The 18,008-nt window shown below is 70.0% G+C and carries 16 protein-coding genes; 10 read left to right on the forward strand and 6 right to left on the reverse strand.

The annotated features are described in order from the left end of the window. Window positions 1-204: 204 nt before the first annotated feature. The 9 genes from rpsB (at window position 205) to AC3IYI_RS28925 (ending at window position 9,984) form a co-directional block, all read left to right on the forward strand. Entirely contained in the window at window positions 205-1,125 is a 921-nt protein-coding gene (gene rpsB, locus AC3IYI_RS28885) for a 30S ribosomal protein S2 (RefSeq protein WP_489406437.1), read from the forward strand. A gap of 135 nt (window positions 1,126-1,260) precedes the next feature. Beyond that, window positions 1,261-2,097: a translation elongation factor Ts gene (gene tsf / locus AC3IYI_RS28890; protein ID WP_478688239.1), complete on the forward strand. Its 837-nt coding sequence runs from the start codon at window positions 1,261-1,263 to the stop codon at window positions 2,095-2,097. Window positions 2,098-2,259: 162 nt separating this feature from the next. Beyond that, window positions 2,260-3,039 (forward strand): UMP kinase, encoded by a 780-nt coding sequence (gene pyrH, locus AC3IYI_RS28895; protein ID WP_243337648.1) that lies wholly within the window; start codon window positions 2,260-2,262, stop codon window positions 3,037-3,039. Window positions 3,040-3,091: 52 nt separating this feature from the next. Beyond that, entirely contained in the window at window positions 3,092-3,649 is a 558-nt protein-coding gene (gene frr / locus AC3IYI_RS28900; RefSeq protein WP_112453867.1) for a ribosome recycling factor, read from the forward strand. Further along, window positions 3,649-4,728 (forward strand): phosphatidate cytidylyltransferase, encoded by a 1,080-nt coding sequence (locus tag AC3IYI_RS28905; RefSeq protein WP_489406438.1) that lies wholly within the window; start codon window positions 3,649-3,651, stop codon window positions 4,726-4,728. Before frr ends, AC3IYI_RS28905 begins: the two co-directional genes overlap by 1 nt. Before the next feature lie 93 nt (window positions 4,729-4,821). After that, the gene (gene rlmN / locus AC3IYI_RS28910) at window positions 4,822-5,934 is read left to right on the forward strand and encodes a dual-specificity RNA methyltransferase RlmN (protein ID WP_422519534.1); all 1,113 of its coding nucleotides are present in this window, start codon (window positions 4,822-4,824) and stop codon (window positions 5,932-5,934) included. Between the two features lie 251 nt (window positions 5,935-6,185). Further along, window positions 6,186-7,286, forward strand: a complete 1,101-nt coding sequence (locus AC3IYI_RS28915) for a thiamine ABC transporter substrate-binding protein (RefSeq protein ID WP_489406439.1) — start codon at window positions 6,186-6,188, stop codon at window positions 7,284-7,286. A 59-nt stretch (window positions 7,287-7,345) separates the two neighbouring features. Continuing rightward, window positions 7,346-8,962 carry an ABC transporter permease gene (locus AC3IYI_RS28920; RefSeq protein WP_489411712.1) on the forward strand — a complete coding sequence of 539 codons (1,617 nt, stop codon included), beginning with the start codon at window positions 7,346-7,348 and terminating at the stop codon, window positions 8,960-8,962. Next, window positions 8,962-9,984, forward strand: a complete 1,023-nt coding sequence (locus tag AC3IYI_RS28925) for an ABC transporter ATP-binding protein (RefSeq protein WP_489406440.1) — start codon at window positions 8,962-8,964, stop codon at window positions 9,982-9,984. Before AC3IYI_RS28920 ends, AC3IYI_RS28925 begins: the two co-directional genes overlap by 1 nt. A gap of 246 nt (window positions 9,985-10,230) precedes the next feature. Here AC3IYI_RS28925 and AC3IYI_RS28930 read toward each other — a convergent pair whose 3' ends face one another. The 6 genes from AC3IYI_RS28930 to AC3IYI_RS28955 form a co-directional block, all read right to left on the reverse strand. Beyond that, on the reverse strand, window positions 10,231-11,139 hold the full coding sequence (locus AC3IYI_RS28930) for a DMT family protein (RefSeq protein WP_489406441.1): 909 nt from the start codon (window positions 11,137-11,139) through the stop codon (window positions 10,231-10,233). Between the two features lie 101 nt (window positions 11,140-11,240). After that, window positions 11,241-12,350 carry an LOG family protein gene (locus AC3IYI_RS28935; protein ID WP_489406442.1) on the reverse strand — a complete coding sequence of 370 codons (1,110 nt, stop codon included), beginning with the start codon at window positions 12,348-12,350 and terminating at the stop codon, window positions 11,241-11,243. Between the two features lie 26 nt (window positions 12,351-12,376). Then, window positions 12,377-13,450 carry a hypothetical protein gene (locus AC3IYI_RS28940; RefSeq protein ID WP_489406443.1) on the reverse strand — a complete coding sequence of 358 codons (1,074 nt, stop codon included), beginning with the start codon at window positions 13,448-13,450 and terminating at the stop codon, window positions 12,377-12,379. Next, window positions 13,432-14,235 (reverse strand): ABC transporter ATP-binding protein, encoded by an 804-nt coding sequence (locus AC3IYI_RS28945; RefSeq protein ID WP_489406444.1) that lies wholly within the window; start codon window positions 14,233-14,235, stop codon window positions 13,432-13,434. Before AC3IYI_RS28945 ends, AC3IYI_RS28940 begins: the two co-directional genes overlap by 19 nt. 185 nt (window positions 14,236-14,420) lie before the next feature. Next, window positions 14,421-15,782 (reverse strand): aspartate aminotransferase family protein, encoded by a 1,362-nt coding sequence (locus AC3IYI_RS28950; protein WP_308401445.1) that lies wholly within the window; start codon window positions 15,780-15,782, stop codon window positions 14,421-14,423. A gap of 3 nt (window positions 15,783-15,785) precedes the next feature. Further along, a complete protein-coding gene (locus AC3IYI_RS28955) occupies window positions 15,786-16,289 on the reverse strand; it encodes an Lrp/AsnC family transcriptional regulator (protein WP_073910973.1) in 504 nt (167 codons plus the stop codon). A gap of 171 nt (window positions 16,290-16,460) precedes the next feature. Here AC3IYI_RS28955 and AC3IYI_RS28960 point away from each other — a divergent pair, with 171 nt between their 5' ends. Continuing rightward, a complete protein-coding gene (locus tag AC3IYI_RS28960) occupies window positions 16,461-17,900 on the forward strand; it encodes a gamma-aminobutyraldehyde dehydrogenase (protein ID WP_489406445.1) in 1,440 nt (479 codons plus the stop codon). Window positions 17,901-18,008 lie beyond the last annotated feature (108 nt).

The following is an 18,008-nucleotide window of genomic DNA, read 5'->3' on the forward strand; positions in this document are numbered from 1 at the left end:
CGGTCGGGACGCTGTGGACAACCGCGTCATCCGGCATACCACCGGGTCCCGTACACTTCTTGTGGCGATCCGGGTCACCGGGTCGACTTCGCACGCCCCAGCACCGGCCCCTCAGGGCCAGGTGACAGCGTCTCTCGGTCCCCTCTACGGGGGCAGGGCGCGATAGGGGCGTCAGGAACCAAACCGAGAAACAAGGAGATGGCCATGGCCGTCGTAACGATGCGGGAGCTGCTGGAAAGCGGCGTCCACTTCGGTCACCAGACCCGCCGTTGGAACCCGAAGATGAAGCGCTTCATCTTCACGGAGCGCAACGGCATCTACATCATCGACCTGCTGCAGTCGCTGTCGTACATCGACCGCGCCTACGAGTTCGTGAAGGAGACCGTCGCCCACGGCGGTTCCATCATGTTCGTCGGTACCAAGAAGCAGGCCCAGGAGGCCATCGCCGAGCAGGCGACGCGCGTTGGTATGCCGTACGTCAACCAGCGGTGGCTGGGTGGCATGCTCACCAACTTCTCCACCGTCTACAAGCGCCTTCAGCGTCTGAAGGAGCTTGAGGCGATCGACTTCGAGGACGTCGCCGCCTCGGGTCTCACCAAGAAGGAGCTCCTGGTCCTCTCTCGCGAGAAGATCAAGCTGGAGAAGACCCTCGGTGGTATCCGCGAGATGTCGAAGGTTCCCAGCGCCGTCTGGATCGTCGACACCAAGAAGGAGCACATCGCCGTCGGTGAGGCGCGCAAGCTCCACATCCCGGTCGTCGCGATCCTCGACACCAACTGCGACCCCGACGAGGTCGACTACAAGATCCCGGGCAACGACGACGCGATCCGCTCCGTCGGTCTGCTCACCCGCGTGATCGCCGACGCCGTCGCCGAGGGCCTCATCGCCCGTTCCGGTGCCGCCACTGGCGACTCGAAGCCGGGCGAGAAGGCCGCTGCCGAGCCGCTCGCCGAGTGGGAGCGCGACCTGCTCGAGGGCGAGAAGAAGGCCGACGACGCTGAGGCCGCTCCGGCCGAGGCCGTTGTCGAGACCCCCGCCGTCGAGGCTGAGGCCGCTCCGGCCGAGGCCGAGGTTGTCGCCGAGCCCGTCGTCGAGGCTCCGGCCGCCGACGCCGAGCAGGCCTGACCCACTGAGAGCGCCCGGCGTTCATGCGCCGGGCACTCACAGCACGGACGATGACGGCGGGGGAGCCGCGCCAAAAGCGCGCCTCCTCCGCCGTTCACCCGTAGATCTACGACTTCGAGAGAGAATCACAGACTCATGGCGAACTACACCGCCGCTGACGTCAAGAAGCTCCGCGAGCTCACCGGCGTCGGCATGCTGGACTGCAAGAACGCGCTGGTCGAGTCCGACGGCGACGTCGACAAGGCCGTCGAGGCGCTCCGTATCAAGGGTCAGAAGGGCGTCGCCAAGCGCGAAGGCCGTTCTGCCGAGAACGGTGCCGTCGTCTCCGTGATCGCCGACGACAACACCTCCGGTGTCATCGTCGAGCTGAAGTGCGAGACGGACTTCGTCGCCAAGGGCGAGAAGTTCCTGGCCGTCACCAACCAGCTGGCCGAGCACGTCGCCGCGACTTCCCCGGCCGACATCGAGGCGCTCCTCGCGTCCGAGATCGAGCCCGGCAAGACCGTCCAGGCGTTCGTGGACGAGGCCAACGCCAACCTCGGCGAGAAGATCGTCCTGGACCGCTTCGCGCAGTTCACCGGCGGTTACGTCTCGGCGTACATGCACCGCACGATGCCCGACCTGCCGTTCCAGATCGGTGTCCTGGTCGAGCTCGACAAGGAGAACGCCGAGGTCGCCCGCGGCGTCGCGCAGCACATCGCCGCGTTCGCGCCGAAGTGGCTCTCCAAGGATGACGTCCCCGCCGACGTCGTCGAGTCCGAGCGTCGCGTGGCCGAAGAGGTCACCCGCGCCGAGGGCAAGCCGGAGGCCGCGCTGCCGAAGATCGTCGAGGGTCGTGTCAACGGCTTCTTCCGCGACAACACGCTGCTTGGCCAGGCCTACGCCCTGGACGCCAAGAAGTCCGTCCAGAAGGTTCTGGACGAGGCCGGTGTCACCCTGGTGCGCTTCTCGCGCATCAAGGTCGGCATCTGAGTCCGTCCGTACGCGACGGACACCGGACCCCGGTAGGGTCTGAAGCAGTCGCCCGCGTTCGCGCAGGGCGACCGCAGATCTGACGAGGAGGCCATTGCCGTAGAGGGAACCGCGAGGACCCACCGGCAATGGCCTTCTTCGTATGTGCACGAGGAGATCTCCATGAATCAGGGCGTGGACACCCACACCGCTTCCGACGACAAGAGCGACCAGGACAAGAAGGGCCGCCGCTTCATGCTGAAGCTGTCGGGCGAGGCCTTCTCCGGTGGCGGAGGACTGGGCGTCGACCCCGACGTAGTCCACGCCATCGCCCGCGAGATCGCCGCGGTGGTCCGCGACGGCGCGGAGATCGCCATCGTGATCGGCGGTGGCAACTTCTTCCGCGGCGCCGAACTCCAGCAGCGCGGCATGGACCGGGCCCGGTCCGACTACATGGGCATGCTCGGCACGGTCATGAACTGCCTCGCCCTCCAGGACTTCCTGGAGAAGGAAGGCATCGACTCCCGCGTCCAGACGGCCATCACCATGGGCCAGGTCGCCGAGCCGTACATCCCGCTGCGCGCCGTCCGCCACCTGGAGAAGGGCCGCGTGGTCATCTTCGGCGCCGGCATGGGCATGCCCTACTTCTCCACCGACACCACGGCCGCCCAGCGCGCCCTGGAAATCGACGCGGAAGCCCTGCTCATGGGCAAGAACGGCGTCGACGGGGTCTACGACTCCGACCCGAAGAAGAACCCGGACGCGGTGAAGTTCGACGCGCTGGAGTACAGCGAGGTGCTGTCGCGCGACCTCAAGGTCGCCGATGCCACCGCCATCACGCTGTGCCGCGACAACAAGCTGCCGATCCTCGTCTTCGAGCTGCTCGCCGAGGGCAATATCGCGCGAGCCGTCAAGGGTGAGAAGATCGGCACGCTCGTGAGCGACCAGGGCACCCGGGCCTGAGCAAGCCCCCCGTCCGCCTGAACCATCCATTTCTGACATGCAGGAGCACGTGGTGACCGAAGAGATCCTCCTCGAGGCCGAGGAGAAGATGGAAAAGGCCGTCGTCGTCGCCAAGGAAGACTTCGCCGCGATTCGCACCGGTCGTGCGCACCCGGCGATGTTCAACAAGATCGTGGCGGAGTACTACGGCGCCATCACGCCCATCAACCAGCTCGCCTCCTTCTCGGTCCCCGAGCCGCGCATGGCGATCGTGACCCCGTTCGACAAGAGCGCCCTGCGCAACATCGAGACGGCCATCCGCGACTCCGACCTGGGCGTCAACCCCAGCAACGACGGCAGCATCATCCGGGTGACCTTCCCCGAGCTGACGCAGGACCGCCGCAAGGAGTACATCAAGGTCGCGCGCACCAAGGCCGAGGACTCCAAGGTCTCGATCCGCGCCATCCGCCGCAAGGCGAAGGACGCCCTCGACAAGCTCGTCAAGGACAAGGAAGCCGGCGAGGACGAGGTTCGCCGCGCCGAGAAGGAGCTCGACGACACCACCGCGAAGTACGTCGCGCAGGTGGACGAGCTGCTCAAGCACAAGGAAGCCGAGCTCCTCGAAGTCTGATGAACGACACTTCCTGGCAGCCGGAGCCGGTTCCGGCGGGTCCCGCCTACGATGCGCTGGTGGGCCCGCACACTCGGCCCATGCCCATCGTGCCCGATGCCGCCGGCCGTGACTTCGACGACCGGGAAGCACGCGATCGGGGGGCCGCCGCTGACGGCGGCCCCCTCTTCCGCGCCGATACGCCGCCGCAGGAGCCCATGCCCAGCCCCCCGCCGACCCCGCCTTCGCCGGCGCCGCAGGACCCCCCGCCCCCGCCTCAGAAGAAGCGCGCCGGGCGGGACCTGCGCGCCGCCATAGGGGTCGGAGTCGGCCTCGGCGCGGTGATCTTCGCGTCGCTGTTCATCGTCAAGGCGGTCTTCGTCGGCGTCGTCGTCGTGGCGGTCGTCGTCGGCCTGTGGGAGCTCACCTCCCGGCTGCAGGAGAAGAAGGGCATCAAGGCTCCGCTGGTCCCGCTCGCGATCGGCGGTGCGGCGATGGTCATCGCCGGATACATCCGCGGGGCCGAGGGTGCCTGGGTGGCGATGGCGCTGACCGCCCTCGCGGTCCTGGTGTGGCGGATGACCGAGCCGCCCGAGGACTACCTCAAGGACGTCACCGCCGGAGTCTTCGCGGCGTTCTACGTCCCCTTCCTGGCCACCTTCGTCGCGATGCTGCTCACCGCCGACGACGGGCCGCAGCGGGTCGTCACCTTCCTGGTCCTGACCGTGGTCAGCGACACCGGGGCCTACGCCGTGGGGTGGCGCTTCGGCAAGACCAAGCTCGCCCCGCGCATCAGCCCCGGAAAGACCCGCGAGGGGCTCTTCGGAGCGGTGGCCTTCGCGATGGGGGCCGGCGCGCTGTGCATGGAGTTCCTGATCGACGGCGGCGTCTGGTGGCAGGGCCTGGTGCTCGGCCTCGCCGTCGCGGTCAGCGCGACCCTCGGTGACCTCGGCGAGTCCATGATCAAGCGGGATCTCGGGATCAAGGACATGGGCACGCTGCTGCCGGGTCACGGCGGCATCATGGACCGGCTTGACTCCCTGCTCCCGACGGCCCCGGTGGTCTGGCTGCTGCTGGCGCTGTTCGTGGGCACCGGCTGACCTGCGAAAAGGCGCCCGTACAGGCGGGGCGGTTACTCTTGGAAGGCGCGCTGCTTCTGCGGCGCGCCTTTCGTCTTACAAGGAGTACCTGCCATGGCCCGCCCAGTCCCGGGAGAGCTCACTTTCGTCGCCCCTCGTGGAGCGAAGAAGCCGCCCCGGCACCTCGCCGACCTCACCCCCGAGGAGCGCCGGGAGGCGGTCGCCGCGATCGGTGAGAAGCCCTTCCGGGCCAAGCAGCTCTCCCAGCACTACTTCGCCCGGTACGCGCACGATCCGGCCGAGTGGACCGACATCCCGGCCGCTTCCCGCGAGAAGCTCCAGCAGGAGCTGCTGCCGGACCTGATGAACGTCCTGCGCCACATCTCCTGCGATGACGACACCACCCGCAAGACCCTGTGGAAGCTGCACGACGGCACGCTCGTCGAGTCCGTGCTCATGCGCTACCCGGACCGGGTCACCATGTGCATCTCCTCGCAGGCCGGCTGCGGCATGAACTGCCCGTTCTGCGCCACCGGCCAGGCCGGTCTCGACCGCAACCTGTCGACCGCCGAGATCGTCCACCAGATCGTGGACGGCATGCGCGCCCTGCGCGACGGCGAGGTCCCCGGCGGGCCCGCCCGGCTGTCGAACATCGTCTTCATGGGCATGGGCGAGCCGCTCGCCAACTACAACCGCGTCGTCGGCGCCATCCGCCGCCTCACCGACCCGGAGCCCGACGGCCTGGGCCTGTCCCAGCGCGGTATCACCGTCTCCACCGTGGGCCTGGTCCCGGCGATGCTGCGCTTCTCCGACGAGGGCTTCAAGTGCCGCCTCGCCGTCTCCCTGCACGCCCCGGACGACGAGCTGCGCGACACCCTGGTCCCCGTGAACACCCGCTGGAACGTCCGCGAGGTGCTCGACGCGGCCTGGGAGTACGCGGAGAAGTCCGGCCGCCGGATCTCCATCGAGTACGCCCTGATCCGAGACATCAACGACCAGGCCTGGCGTGGAGACCTGCTCGGCAGGCTGCTCAAGGGCAAGCGCGTGCACGTCAACCTGATCCCGCTGAACCCGACGCCGGGCTCGAAGTGGACCGCCTCGCGGCCCGAGGACGAGAAGGCCTTCGTGGACGCCATCGCCCGCCACGGCGTGCCGGTGACCGTCCGCGACACCCGTGGTCAGGAGATCGACGGCGCGTGCGGCCAGCTCGCCGCCTCGGAGCGCTGATTTCCGCCAGTTGAGGTTCGCTTTCGGCCGCGGGGTACCCTGTGGCCGAACCAATTTCATATTCCGACAGGGGAGCGCCACAGCGCTGAGAGTGCGGTAACCGTCACCGCAGACCCTCTGAACCTCGCCCCGGTCATTCGGGGTAGGAAGTTCGGTCATCACTCAAGCTGTTGCGCCCTGCCCGGCGTCCGCTCCACAGAGCGCCGGGCGGGGCCGCGTCTTCTCCTGGACATCCCAGGAGGAATGCACCAATGAGCACCACCAAGAAGATGGCGGGCGTCGCGCTTGTGGCCGCGCTCGGCGTCACCACGCTCAGCGCCTGCGGCGGCGGCGACGCCAAGGACAAGTCCGCCGGGGCGAGCGACGCCCCGAAGTCCAAGACGATCACTCTCGTCTCGCACGACTCCTTCAACGTGACTGACACGGTCCTCAAGGCGTTCGAGCAGCAGAGCGGCTACACCGTCAAGGTCCTGAAGTCGGGCGACGCGGGCGCGGCGCTGAACCAGGAGATCCTCACCAAGGGCTCCCCGCGCGGCGACGTCTTCTTCGGCGTGGACAACACGCTGCTCTCCCGGGCCCTCGACAACGGCATCTTCACGCCGTACGAGGCCAAGGGGCTGGCCGGCGTGAAGCCCGAGTTCGTGCTCGACAAGGAGCACCGGGTCACCCCCGTCGACTCCGGCGACATCTGCGTGAACTATGACAAGGCCTACTTCGCGGACAAGAAGATCGCCCCGCCGCAGACGCTGGACGACCTGATCAAGCCGGAGTACAAGAACCTGCTGGTCACCGAGAACGCCGCGACCTCCTCGCCCGGCCTCGGCTTCCTCCTCGCCTCCGTCGGCAAGTACGGCGACGAGGGCTGGAAGGACTACTGGAGCAAGCTCAAGGCCAACGGCGTCGAGGTCGTCGACGGCTGGGAGCAGGCCTACAACGAGCGCTTCTCCGGCTCGGCGGGCGGCAAGAAGGCCAAGGGCGACCGGCCGCTGGTCGTCTCCTACGCCTCCAGCCCGCCGGTCGAGGTCCTCTACGGCGAGCCGCAGCCGGCCGAGGCCCCGACGGGCGTCGCGACGGGCACCTGCTTCCGTCAGACCGAGTTCGCGGGTCTGCTCAAGGGCGCGAAGAACGAGGAGGGCGGCAAGGCGCTCCTGGACTTCCTGATCTCCAAGAAGTTCCAGGAGGACATGCCGCTCCAGATGTTCGTGAACCCGGTGACCAAGGACGCGACGCTGCCGGAGCTGTTCACCAAGCACGGCGTCGTCATCGAGAAGCCCGAGACGGTCGCCCCTGAGGCCATCGCCAAGAACCGCGACCAGTGGGTCAAGACGTGGACCACGCTCGTCGTGAAGTAGGACGAGTGAGCAAGGCTCCGAAGGAGAGCGGGCGGGTCACGGCCGTCAGGCTCGGTCTGATGGCCGTGCCGCTCGTCTTCTTCGGGCTGTTCTTCGCGTACCCCGTGGCCGCGATCGTCGGGCGCGGGCTCAAGACCGACGCCGGCTGGCAGTTCGGCCGGATAGGCGAGGTGCTGGCCCGGCCCGACATCGGCGACGTGCTCTGGTTCACCACCTGGCAGGCGCTCGCGTCCACGGTGCTCACGCTCCTGATCGCACTCCCCGGCGCGTACGTCTTCGCGCGCTTCGAGTTCCCCGGCAAACAGCTGCTGCGGGCGCTCGTGACGGTGCCGTTCGTGCTGCCGACCGTCGTGGTCGGCACCGCGTTCCTGGCGCTCGTCGGGCGGAACGGTCTGCTGGACGAGGTGTGGGGGATCCGCCTCGACACGACCGTCTGGGCGATCCTTCTCGCGCACGTCTTCTTCAACTACGCCGTGGTCATCCGTACGGTCGGCGGGCTGTGGGCGCAGCTCGATCCGCGTCAGGAGGAGGCCGCGCGGGTGCTGGGCGCCGGGCGGTTCGCCGCCTGGCGGCGCGTGACGCTGCCCGCGCTGGGCCCGGCCGTCGCGGCCGCCTCGCTGATGGTGTTCCTGTTCACGTTCTCCTCCTTCGGCGTCGTGCAGATCCTGGGCGGGCCCGCGTACTCCACCCTGGAGGTGGAGGTCTACCGGCAGACCGCAGAGCTCCTGGACCTGCCGACGGCCGCCGTGCTGACGATGGTGCAGTTCGCGGCCATCGGCGCGATCCTCGGCGTGCACGCCTGGACCGTGCGCAAGCGGGAGACCGCGCTGCGGCTCGTCGACCCGGGCCGGACCACGCACCGGCCGCGCGGCTGGGCCCAGCGCACCCTGCTCGGCGGGGTGCTGCTGACGGTGGCGCTGCTGATCGTGCTTCCCCTCGGCGTGCTCGTGGAACGCTCCCTCGACGCCCCGGGCGGCTATGGCTTCGGCTTCTACCGGGCGCTCCAGGAGGTGGGCGCGGGCGGCGGAACGTTCCTGGTGCCGCCGCTGGAGGCGATCTGGAACTCGCTGCAGTTCGCGCTCGCCGCCACCGCCATCGCGCTGGTCGTCGGCGGTCTCGCCGCCGCCGCGCTGACCCGGCGCGCGGGCCGCTTCGTACGGGGCTTCGACGCGCTGCTGATGCTCCCGCTGGGGGTGTCGGCCGTGACCGTCGGCTTCGGCTTCCTCATCACCCTCGACGAGCCGCCGCTGGACCTGCGGACCTCGTGGATCCTGGTGCCGCTGGCGCAGGCGCTGGTGGGCGTTCCCTTCGTCGTACGGACCATGCTGCCGGTGCTGCGCGCGGTCGACGGACGGCTGCGGGAGGCCGCCGCCGTGCTCGGCGCCTCACCGCTGCGGGCCTGGCGGGAGGTGGACCTGCCGATGGTGCGCCGGGCCCTGCTGATCGCGGCGGGCTTCGCCTTCGCCGTGTCCCTCGGGGAGTTCGGGGCGACCGTCTTCATCGCGCGGCCGGACCATCCGACGCTGCCGGTCGCGGTGGCGCGGCTGCTGGGGCGGGCCGGGGAGATGAACTACGGGCAGGCGATGGCCCTGAGCACGATCCTGATGCTGGTGTGCGCGGTGTCCCTGCTGGCGCTGGAGCGACTGCGACCCGACAAGACCTCCGGAGAGTTCTGATGACGCTGCTCGAGCTGGAAGGGGTGTCGGTCCGCTTCGGTGAGCGCGCGGTCGTGGACGCCGTGGACCTGGCGGTCGCCGAGCACGAGATCGTGTGCGTGCTGGGGCCGAGCGGGAGCGGCAAGTCCACCCTGCTCCGGGTGGTGGCCGGGCTGCAGCCCGTAGCCGACGGGAGGGTGCTCCTGGGCGGCGCCGACCAGGCCGCAGTGCCCGTACACCGGCGGGGGGTGGGCCTGATGTTCCAGGACCACCAGCTGTTCCTGCACCGGGACGTGGGCGGGAACGTGGCCTTCGGGCTGCGGATGAGGGGTGCTTCGAAGCAGTCCTCCGAGACCCGGGTCACCGAGCTCCTGGACCTGGTCGGGCTCCCCGGGGCGCAGGGACGGGCGGTGGCCTCGCTGTCCGGAGGCGAGCAGCAGCGGGTCGCGCTGGCGCGGGCGCTGGCGCCTTCGCCGCGGCTGCTGATGCTGGACGAGCCGCTCGGGCAGCTGGACCGCGGGCTGCGGGAGCGGCTCGTGGCGGAGTTGCGGGGGCTGTTCTCGCGGCTGGGCACGACCGTGCTGGCCGTCACGCACGACCAGGGCGAGGCGTTCGCGCTGGCCGACCGGGTGGTCGTCATGCGGGACGGGCGGATCGCGCAGGCGGGAACGCCGCTGGAGGTGTGGCAGCGGCCGGCGTCGGAGTTCGTGGCTCGGTTCCTGGGCTTCGAGAACGTGGTGCCGGCGGCGCTTTCGGCCGGGGTGGCCGTGACCCCGTGGGGCCAGGTACCCATTCCGGCCGGGTCACCGGAGGGGGAGCACCGTGTGCTGATCCGGCCGTCCGGGGTCGTGCTGTCGCCTGCGGGGCTGGGCTGCGAGGTGGTGTCGCGGACCTTCCGGGGGACGCATGTCGCGCTGTTGCTGCGGCCCGAGGTGGGGCCGGGGCTTGAGGCGGAGTGCGGGCTGGAGGGGGCGCCGGCGGTCGGGGACCGGGTTGCGGTGTCCTTCGCCCCGGCCGAGGTGGTCGTGCTGGCGGGGGAGTAGGGCCGCTGCGCGGGGCGGAGTCCCGCGCAGCGGCCCTTGCCGCTGCGCGGGGCCAAGTCCCCTACCCGCCCTTCGCCCGTTCCCCGGGCTCCGCCCGGACCCGTTTCTGGGGCTCCGCCCCAGACCCCGGTCCTCAAACGCCGGACGGCTGAAGGACCCGGACCCCGGTCCTCAAACGCCGGACGGCTGAAGGACCCAGACCCTGGTCCTCAACGCCGGACGGCTGAAATGCCCAGACCCCGCGACTCAGACGCCGGCGGGGCTCGGTTCCCGGGTGGGGACGTCGCCGTCCGCGCCCTCGTGGTTGCCGTACCAGGCGACTGCCACCGCGCCGGCCACCGCCAGGACGAAGCCGAGGATCGCCAGCCAGGCCATGCCGGGGCGGGAGGCGTCGCCGAGCCAGAGCACGCCGATCGCGCCGGGGAGCACGGTTTCGCCGACCACCAGAGCGGCGGTGGCGCCGTTCACCGAGCCGATCTGGAGGGCCACGGTGTGCAGGTACATGCCGCCGACGCCGGCCAGGACGATGGCGTACAGGGCCGGGTCGGAGAGGAGGGAGGGGAACGAGAACGGCTCCACGCCGTTCAGGATGCGGACCCCGACGCCCAGCGCGCCGAACGCCAGACCCGACAGCAGGCCCGCCAGGATCGCGGCCCGGCCGCCGAGGAAACGTACCGCCACCGTGCCGCCCACGATGATCAGTACGGTCACGGCCAGCAGCCACCAGTGCGTGGCGGGCGGCGCGTAGTGGCCGCCCTCGTGGCCCGCCGCCGTCGCCAGCAGGACCAGCGCCGCGCAGACGACCCCGATGGAGGTCCATTCCTTGCGGGTCAGCCGGATGCCGAGCATCTTCACGCTCAGCACGGCCGTGATCACCAGGTTGGCGCTGATGACGGTCTGGGAGAGGAAGAGCGGCAGGAGGCGGGCGGCCAGGGCGCCCAGGCCGAAGCCCACGAAGTCCAGGATCGTGCCGACGATGAACTCCCAGGTCATCGCGGCCTTCGCCGTGGAGGTGAGGTTCGGGCCGCCGTGCTGGGTGACCCCGGCGGCGGCGGGCGACATCCGGGCCGCCCGCCGTGAGCCCACGGCTTGCAGGACGGATCCCGTGCCGTAGCAGATGGACGCCGCGATAGCGGTCAGCAAGCCTATGAGCACCCGAGGGCTCCGTTCACGTCTGGCAGGTTTTACGTAGTGCGTACCTCTTCCAGACGTGTGGAAGAGGCTCGGAGTTGCCTGGCCGGGTCAGGTTTTCGAGGTCACCGCATGGCGGCGAGTGCCGCCGGGACCTCGGCCACCGAGTCGACCAGGGCGATCCGGGACTCCATCGCCCGGCCGCGGGCCAGCGCCTGGAGCAGCGGCCAGGCGGGCAGCCGTTCGGTCCAGTGGGCGCGGTCGACGAGGATCATGGGGCTCGGCTCGCCGCGGGACTCGTAGTAGTTGGGCGTCACGCTGTCGAATATCTCCTGGACGGTGCCCGCCGCGCCCGGCAGGAACACCACGCCCGCGTTGGAGCGGGCGAGCAGTCCGTCCTCGCGGGTGGCGTTCGCGAAGTACTTCGCGATGTGCCCGGCGAAGGGGTTCGGCGGCTCGTGTCCGTAGAACCAGGTCGGGATGCCCACCGAGTCGCCGCCCGTGACCGCCGGCCAGCGTTCCCGTACGGCGAAGGCCGCGCGGGCCCAGTCGGAGACGGACGGGGTGAAGGAGGGGGCCTTGGCCAGCATCCGCAGGGCTTCGGGCAGGGCTTCGTCGGGGGCCGGGGCGAGGTACGCGCCGAGGTTGGCCGCCTCCATCGCGCCCGGACCGCCGCCGGTGGCCACGGTCAGCCCGGAGCGGGTCAGCGTCCGGCCGAGCTCGGCCGCGCCCCGGTACGCCTCGCCGCCGCGGGCCATGGCGTGGCCGCCCATCACGCCGACCACGCGGGCGCCGAGGAGGTGCTCGTCGAGGGCGTCGGAGATCGCGTCGTCGTGGATCGAGCGCAGCATCGAGGAGTAGATGTCGCCGTCCGCCTTGGTCTCCTGCAACCAGGCGTACGCCTCGGCGTCCGGGGTGGCCTCGTAGCCCGCGGACAGCCCGCTGAAGAGCTCCTCGGCCGTGTAGAGCAGGCCCCGGTACGGGTTGAAGGGCAGGTCGGGGACGGGCGGGAAGACCAGGGCGCCGTCCGCGCGCACCTTGACCGAGGCGTCCGGTTCCATCGCGCAGCCCAGGAACACGGCGGCCGAGGTGTCGGCGGACAGCAGGGCGAAGGTCCGCTCCAACAGGTTGACCGACTGGATGCGGTACCCGCAGAGCGAGCCGCGGGCCACGACCCGGTCGAATTCGGCGAGGGTCTCGATCTCGGTGTCGGTCTCGATGTGTGGGTTGACCATTCGGCCCACCCTAAGGGCTGCCCGCCTCAGCGGGTCAATGCCAGCGACGTCAGCTGTGCCACACCCCAGCTGAGCGGCAGGCACACGGCCACCAGCGCGGTGGCCCGTACGGTCGCGGCCGTACGGAGGACCTTGCCCGGGGCGCCGAGCCCGGTCAGGGTCTCGCGGGTGGCGGCCCGGGCCTGGCGGACCTCGACCGCCGAGGTGAGCAGGGTGGCGGCCGCGCAGAGCGCCACCAGAGCGGCGGCGGGCGCGGTCAGCGGGCCGAGCGGGACCTGCAGCCCGCCGTGATCGCGCAGGGCCACGGCGCTGAGGGCGCCCGCCCCGACGGCGCACAGGACACCGAGGGGCGCGCCCAGACGGGGGGCCTCCTCCTGGAGGGTCCGCCCGGCCAGCAGCCGGAGCGCGCCCGGGCGGACGGCCTGGACGAGGGCCCCGCAGGCGTAGGCCAGGCCGGGACCGGCGAGGGCGAGCCCGAGGGCGGTCAGCGCCCAGCCCGTCGGCATGCCGGCTCCGCCGGGGCGGGAGTAGGCCAGCGCGGCGAGTCCGCAGGCGGTCAGCGCGATGCCCCAGGGCAGTGCGGTCTGCGGCGCGGGCCGGGGGTGCGGGCGCAGGGCGAGGGCGGTGGCGATCGAGGCGGCCAGCGGGAGCAGGGCCAACAGGGTGAGGGCCGCCGCCACGGGCAGGGGCTGGTCGCCGTGCAGCAGCCGCGCCCCGGCGCCGTCGAAGGGCAGCCCGGTCACGTCCCCGCGCAGATGGAGGAAGACGGCCAGGGCCACGGCGCTGCCGAGGGCGCAGGCCACGGCGGTGGAGATCGTCGCGACCAGGGTGAGCCGTACGGGTCCCAGCCCGGCGGCGTCCAGTCCTTCCAGGGGGCGGGTCGCGGGGTCGGTACGGGCCACGGCGACCGCGAACTGGACGGTGACGGCGAGGGGGACCAGGGCCCACAGCAGCTGAGGGAACGATCCGGCGGACCGGGCCGTGGCCTGCGCGAGCACGTACAGCAGCAGGAAGCCACTGCCGGCCGAGGCGGCGGCGACGAACAACCGTCGCATCTGGACCAGCGGCCGGGAGCCGCGGGCTAGGCGGAGAGCGAGCACGCGGCCTGGTCCTCCGGGGGCTGGGGGAAGGAGTTCGGGGAGAGCCCGGCCGCCGCGGCGGCGGGGCGGCCGTCGAGCAGGGAGAAGCGCCGGTCGGCGACGGCCGCGGTCTCCTCCTCGTGGGTGGCCAGCAGCACGGTGATGCCGTGGGAGCGGGCGGCCGTGGTGAGGGTGCGCAGCAGCAGGGAGCGCTCGGCGCGGTGCAGCGGGGCGGTGGGCTCGTCGGCGAAGATCACGGCGGGCAGGTGCGCGAGGGCGCGGGCGAGGGCGACGCGCTGGGACTCGGCCCGGTTGAGGGAGCCCGGGTGCTTGCGGGCGAAGGCGCCGATGTCGAGGCGGTCCAGCCATTCGCAGGCGGCCCGTTTCGCGGTGCGGTGGGGTGCGCCCGCGATCAGCAGCGGCAGGGCGGCGTTCTCCCAGACCCGGAGCTCGGGCAGCAGCCGCGGCTCGGGGCCGATCCAGCCGAAGCGGTCGCGGCGCAGCCGCTCGAGGGCCGGCGTGCCCATGGTGTGCACGGGGACGCTGTTGAACCAGACCTCGCCCTGCTCGGGCCGCAGCTGTCCGGACAGACAGCGGAGCAGGGTGGTCTTCCCGCTGCCCCGGGGGCCGGTGACGGCGAGGATCTCTCCCGCGCGGACGCCGACCGAGACCCCGATGAGTCCCGGCGAACCGCTGTGGGAGTAGTGAAGGGACCGTGCCCAGAGCAGATCGTCCTGGGGCAGGGCACTGTCGGGCCGGGCATTGTCCAGCGCGGCGTTGTCCCGTGGAGCCACCATGGCGTACACCTCCGTCCGGGGGAACGAAGCGGAGCCCGCTTGGTCACTGGCGCCGCAATGAGATGTAAAGAGATGAACGTCTTGGATGGTGACAGCACACGGCCCGGACCCCCGCGTTCTCACTCGAACGGAGGATCCGGGCCGTGTGGTCCGGCAGTTTGCCGCCTGCGGGACGGTGGGAGGACGCCGGCTGGTTAGAGCTTGGTCCAGGCCTCGGTGAGCACGCGGCGCAGGATGCCCTCGATCTCGTCGAAGGTGCCCTGGTCGGCGGTCAGCGGCGGGGCCAGCTGGATGACCGGGTCGCCACGGTCGTCGGCGCGGCAGTACAGGCCGTTCTCGAAGAGCGCCTTGGAGAGGAAGCCGTAGAGCACGCGCTCCGTCTCCTCGTCCGTGAAGGACTCCTTGGTGACCTTGTCCTTGACGAGCTCGATGCCGTAGAAGTAGCCGTTGCCGCGGACGTCGCCGACGATCGGCAGGTCGTGCAGCTTCTCCAGCGTCGAGCGGAAGGCGTCCTCGTTGTCCAGCACGTGCTGGTTGAGGCCTTCCTTGTCGAAGATGTCGAGGTTGGCGAGCGCCACCGCGGAGGACACGGGGTGTCCGCCGAAGGTGTAGCCGTGCAGGAAGGTGTTGTCACCCTTGTAGAACGGCTCGGCGAGGCGGTCCGAGATGATGCAGGCACCGATCGGGGAGTAGCCCGAGGTCATGCCCTTCGCGCAGGTGATCATGTCCGGGATGTAGTCGAACTTGTCACAGGCGAACATCGTGCCGAGGCGGCCGAACGCGCAGATCGTCTCGTCGGAGACGAGCAGGACGTCGTACTCGTCGCAGATCTCGCGGACGCGCTGGAAGTAGCCGGGCGGCGGCGGGAAGCAGCCACCGGCGTTCTGCACCGGCTCCAGGAAGACGGCGGCGACGGTGTCGGCGCCCTCGAACAGGATCTCCTGCTCGATCTGGTCGGCGCACCAGCGGCCGTAGGCCTCGGGGTCGTCGCCGTAGATCGGGGCGCGGTAGATGTTGGTGTTGACCACCTTGTGCGCGCCGGGGACCAGCGGCTCGAAGGGGGCCTTCAGGGCCGGCAGACCGGTGATGGACAGGGCGCCCTGCGGGGTGCCGTGGTAGGCGACCGCACGCGAGATGACCTTGTACTTGGTGTGCTTGCCCTGGAGCTTGAAGTACTGCTTGGCGAGCTTCCAGGCGGTCTCGACGGCCTCGCCGCCACCGGTGGTGAAGAAGACCTTGTTCAGGTCGCCCGGGGCGTAGTGCGCGAGGCGCTCGGCGAGCTCGACGGCCTTGGGGTGCGCGTACGACCAGATGGGGAAGAACGCGAGTTCCTGCGCCTGCTTGTAGGCGACCTCGGCCAGTTCCTTGCGGCCGTGACCGGCGTTGACCACGAACAGACCGGCGAGACCGTCCAGGTAGCGCTTGCCCTTGTCGTCGAAGATGTAGGTGCCTTCACCCCGCACGATGGTGGGGACGGGCGAGTTCTCGTAGGACGACATGCGGGTGAAGTGCATCCACAGGTGGTCGTACGCGGTCTTGGAGAGGTCCTGGCTCACGGGCTATCTCGTTCCCCACATGTAGGTCTGCTTCTTCAGCTTCAGGTAAACGAAGCTTTCGGTTGATCGCACGCCGGGGAGCGCACGGATCTTCTTGTTGATCGTTTCGAGCAAGTGGTCGTCGTCCTCGCAGACGATTTCGACCATCAGGTCGAACGAGCCCGCAGTCATCACCACGTACTCGCACTCGGCCATGGCAGTCAGTGCGTCGGCCACGGGGTCGAGGTCTCCCTCGACGTTGATGCCGACCATCGCCTGGCGCCGGAGCCCCACGGTGAGCGGGTCTGTGACGGCGACGATCTGCATGACGCCCTGGTCGAGAAGCTTCTGTACCCGCTGGCGCACCGCCGCTTCGGACAGGCCGACGGCCTTGCCGATCGCTGCATAGGGGCGGCGACCGTCCTCTTGCAGTTGCTCGATGATCGCCAGGGACACAGCATCGACCGAAGGGGACGGTTGTCTGTTCCTGGAATCTGCGCTTCGACTGACCACGACCTCACTGTGCACGAGGAGTCGTCTGTTCCGCAAGGCGAGAACGATGTAATTCGTTGTTTCGGGACTCGGATCTCACTGATTCCGTAGTTCGTGATGTGTGGGCCTGTCGAAAACGGCGTCCGAGGGGCTAGGCTGGGTAGCTGTCTCAACCATTGGACATGTGATCACAGGAGTGTGGCTGTAGTGACCACCGAACTGCGTCGTCTGCGCAACTACATCGGCGGGGAGTTCAAGGACGCCGCCGACGGGCGGACCACCGAGGTGGTCAACCCCGCCACGGGCGAGGCGTACGCGACCGCTCCCCTCTCCGGCCAGGCGGACGTCGACGCCGCCATGGCCGCGGCCGCGGCCGCCTTCCCGGCGTGGCGCGACTCGACCCCCTCCGAGCGCCAGAAGGCCCTGCTGAAGATCGCGGACGCCTTCGAGGCCCGCGCGGACGAGCTGGTCGCCACCGAATCGGAGAACACGGGCAAGCCGCTCGGCCTCACGGCCAGCGAGGAGCTGCCGCCGATGGTGGACCAGATCCGCTTCTTCGCGGGCGCCGCGCGCCTGCTGGAGGGCCGCTCCGCCGGCGAGTACATGGAGGGCATGACCTCCATCGTCCGCCGCGAGCCGGTCGGCGTCTGCGCCCAGGTCGCGCCGTGGAACTACCCGATGATGATGGCCGTCTGGAAGTTCGCCCCGGCGATCGCCGCGGGCAACACCGTGGTCCTCAAGCCCTCGGACACCACCCCGGCCTCCACCATCCTGATGGCCGAGATCATCGGCTCGATCCTGCCCAAGGGCGTCTTCAACGTCGTCTGCGGCGACCGCGACACCGGCCGGGCCATGGTCGAGCACCGCACTCCGGCGATGGCCTCCATCACCGGCTCGGTGCGCGCGGGCATGCAGGTCGCCGAGAGCGCCTCCAAGGACGTCAAGCGCGTCCACCTGGAGCTCGGTGGCAAGGCCCCCGTCGTGGTCTTCGAGGACGCCGACATCGCCAAGGCCGCCGAGGACATCGCCGTCGCGGGCTTCTTCAACGCCGGCCAGGACTGCACCGCGGCCTGTCGCGTACTGGTCCACGAGTCGATCCACGACGAGTTCGTCGCGGCGCTGGCCAAGAACGCGGCCGACACCAAGACCGGTCAGCCGGACGACGAGGACGTGCTCTACGGCCCGCTGAACAACCCGAACCAGCTGAAGCAGGTCGCGGGCTTCATCGAGCGCCTCCCCGCCCACGCCAAGGTCGAGGCGGGCGGCCACCAGGTCGGCGAGAAGGGCTACTTCTACGCCCCGACCGTGGTCTCCGGCCTCAAGCAGGACGACGAGATCATCCAGAGCGAGGTTTTCGGCCCCGTCATCACCGTCCAGTCCTTCACGGACGAGGACCAGGCCCTGGCGTACGCGAACGACGTCGAGTTCGCCCTCGCCTCGTCCGTGTGGACCAAGGACCACGGCCGCGCGATGCGGATGTCCAAGAACCTCGACTTCGGCTGCGTGTGGATCAACACCCACATCCCGCTCGTCGCCGAGATGCCCCACGGCGGATACAAGAAGTCCGGCTACGGCAAGGACCTCTCCGCCTACGGCTTCGAGGACTACACGCGCATCAAGCACGTCATGACCTCGCTCGACGGCTGACCAAGGCCGGGCGGGCGGCCTGCCGGCCGCCGCATCGATCAGGTCACAGCCTTGAAGGGGCGGGTAGTAGACAACATGTCTATTGCCCGCCCTTTGGCGTTCATCGAG

The sequence above is a fragment of the Streptomyces sp. GL_148 genome, from assembly GCF_057834205.1.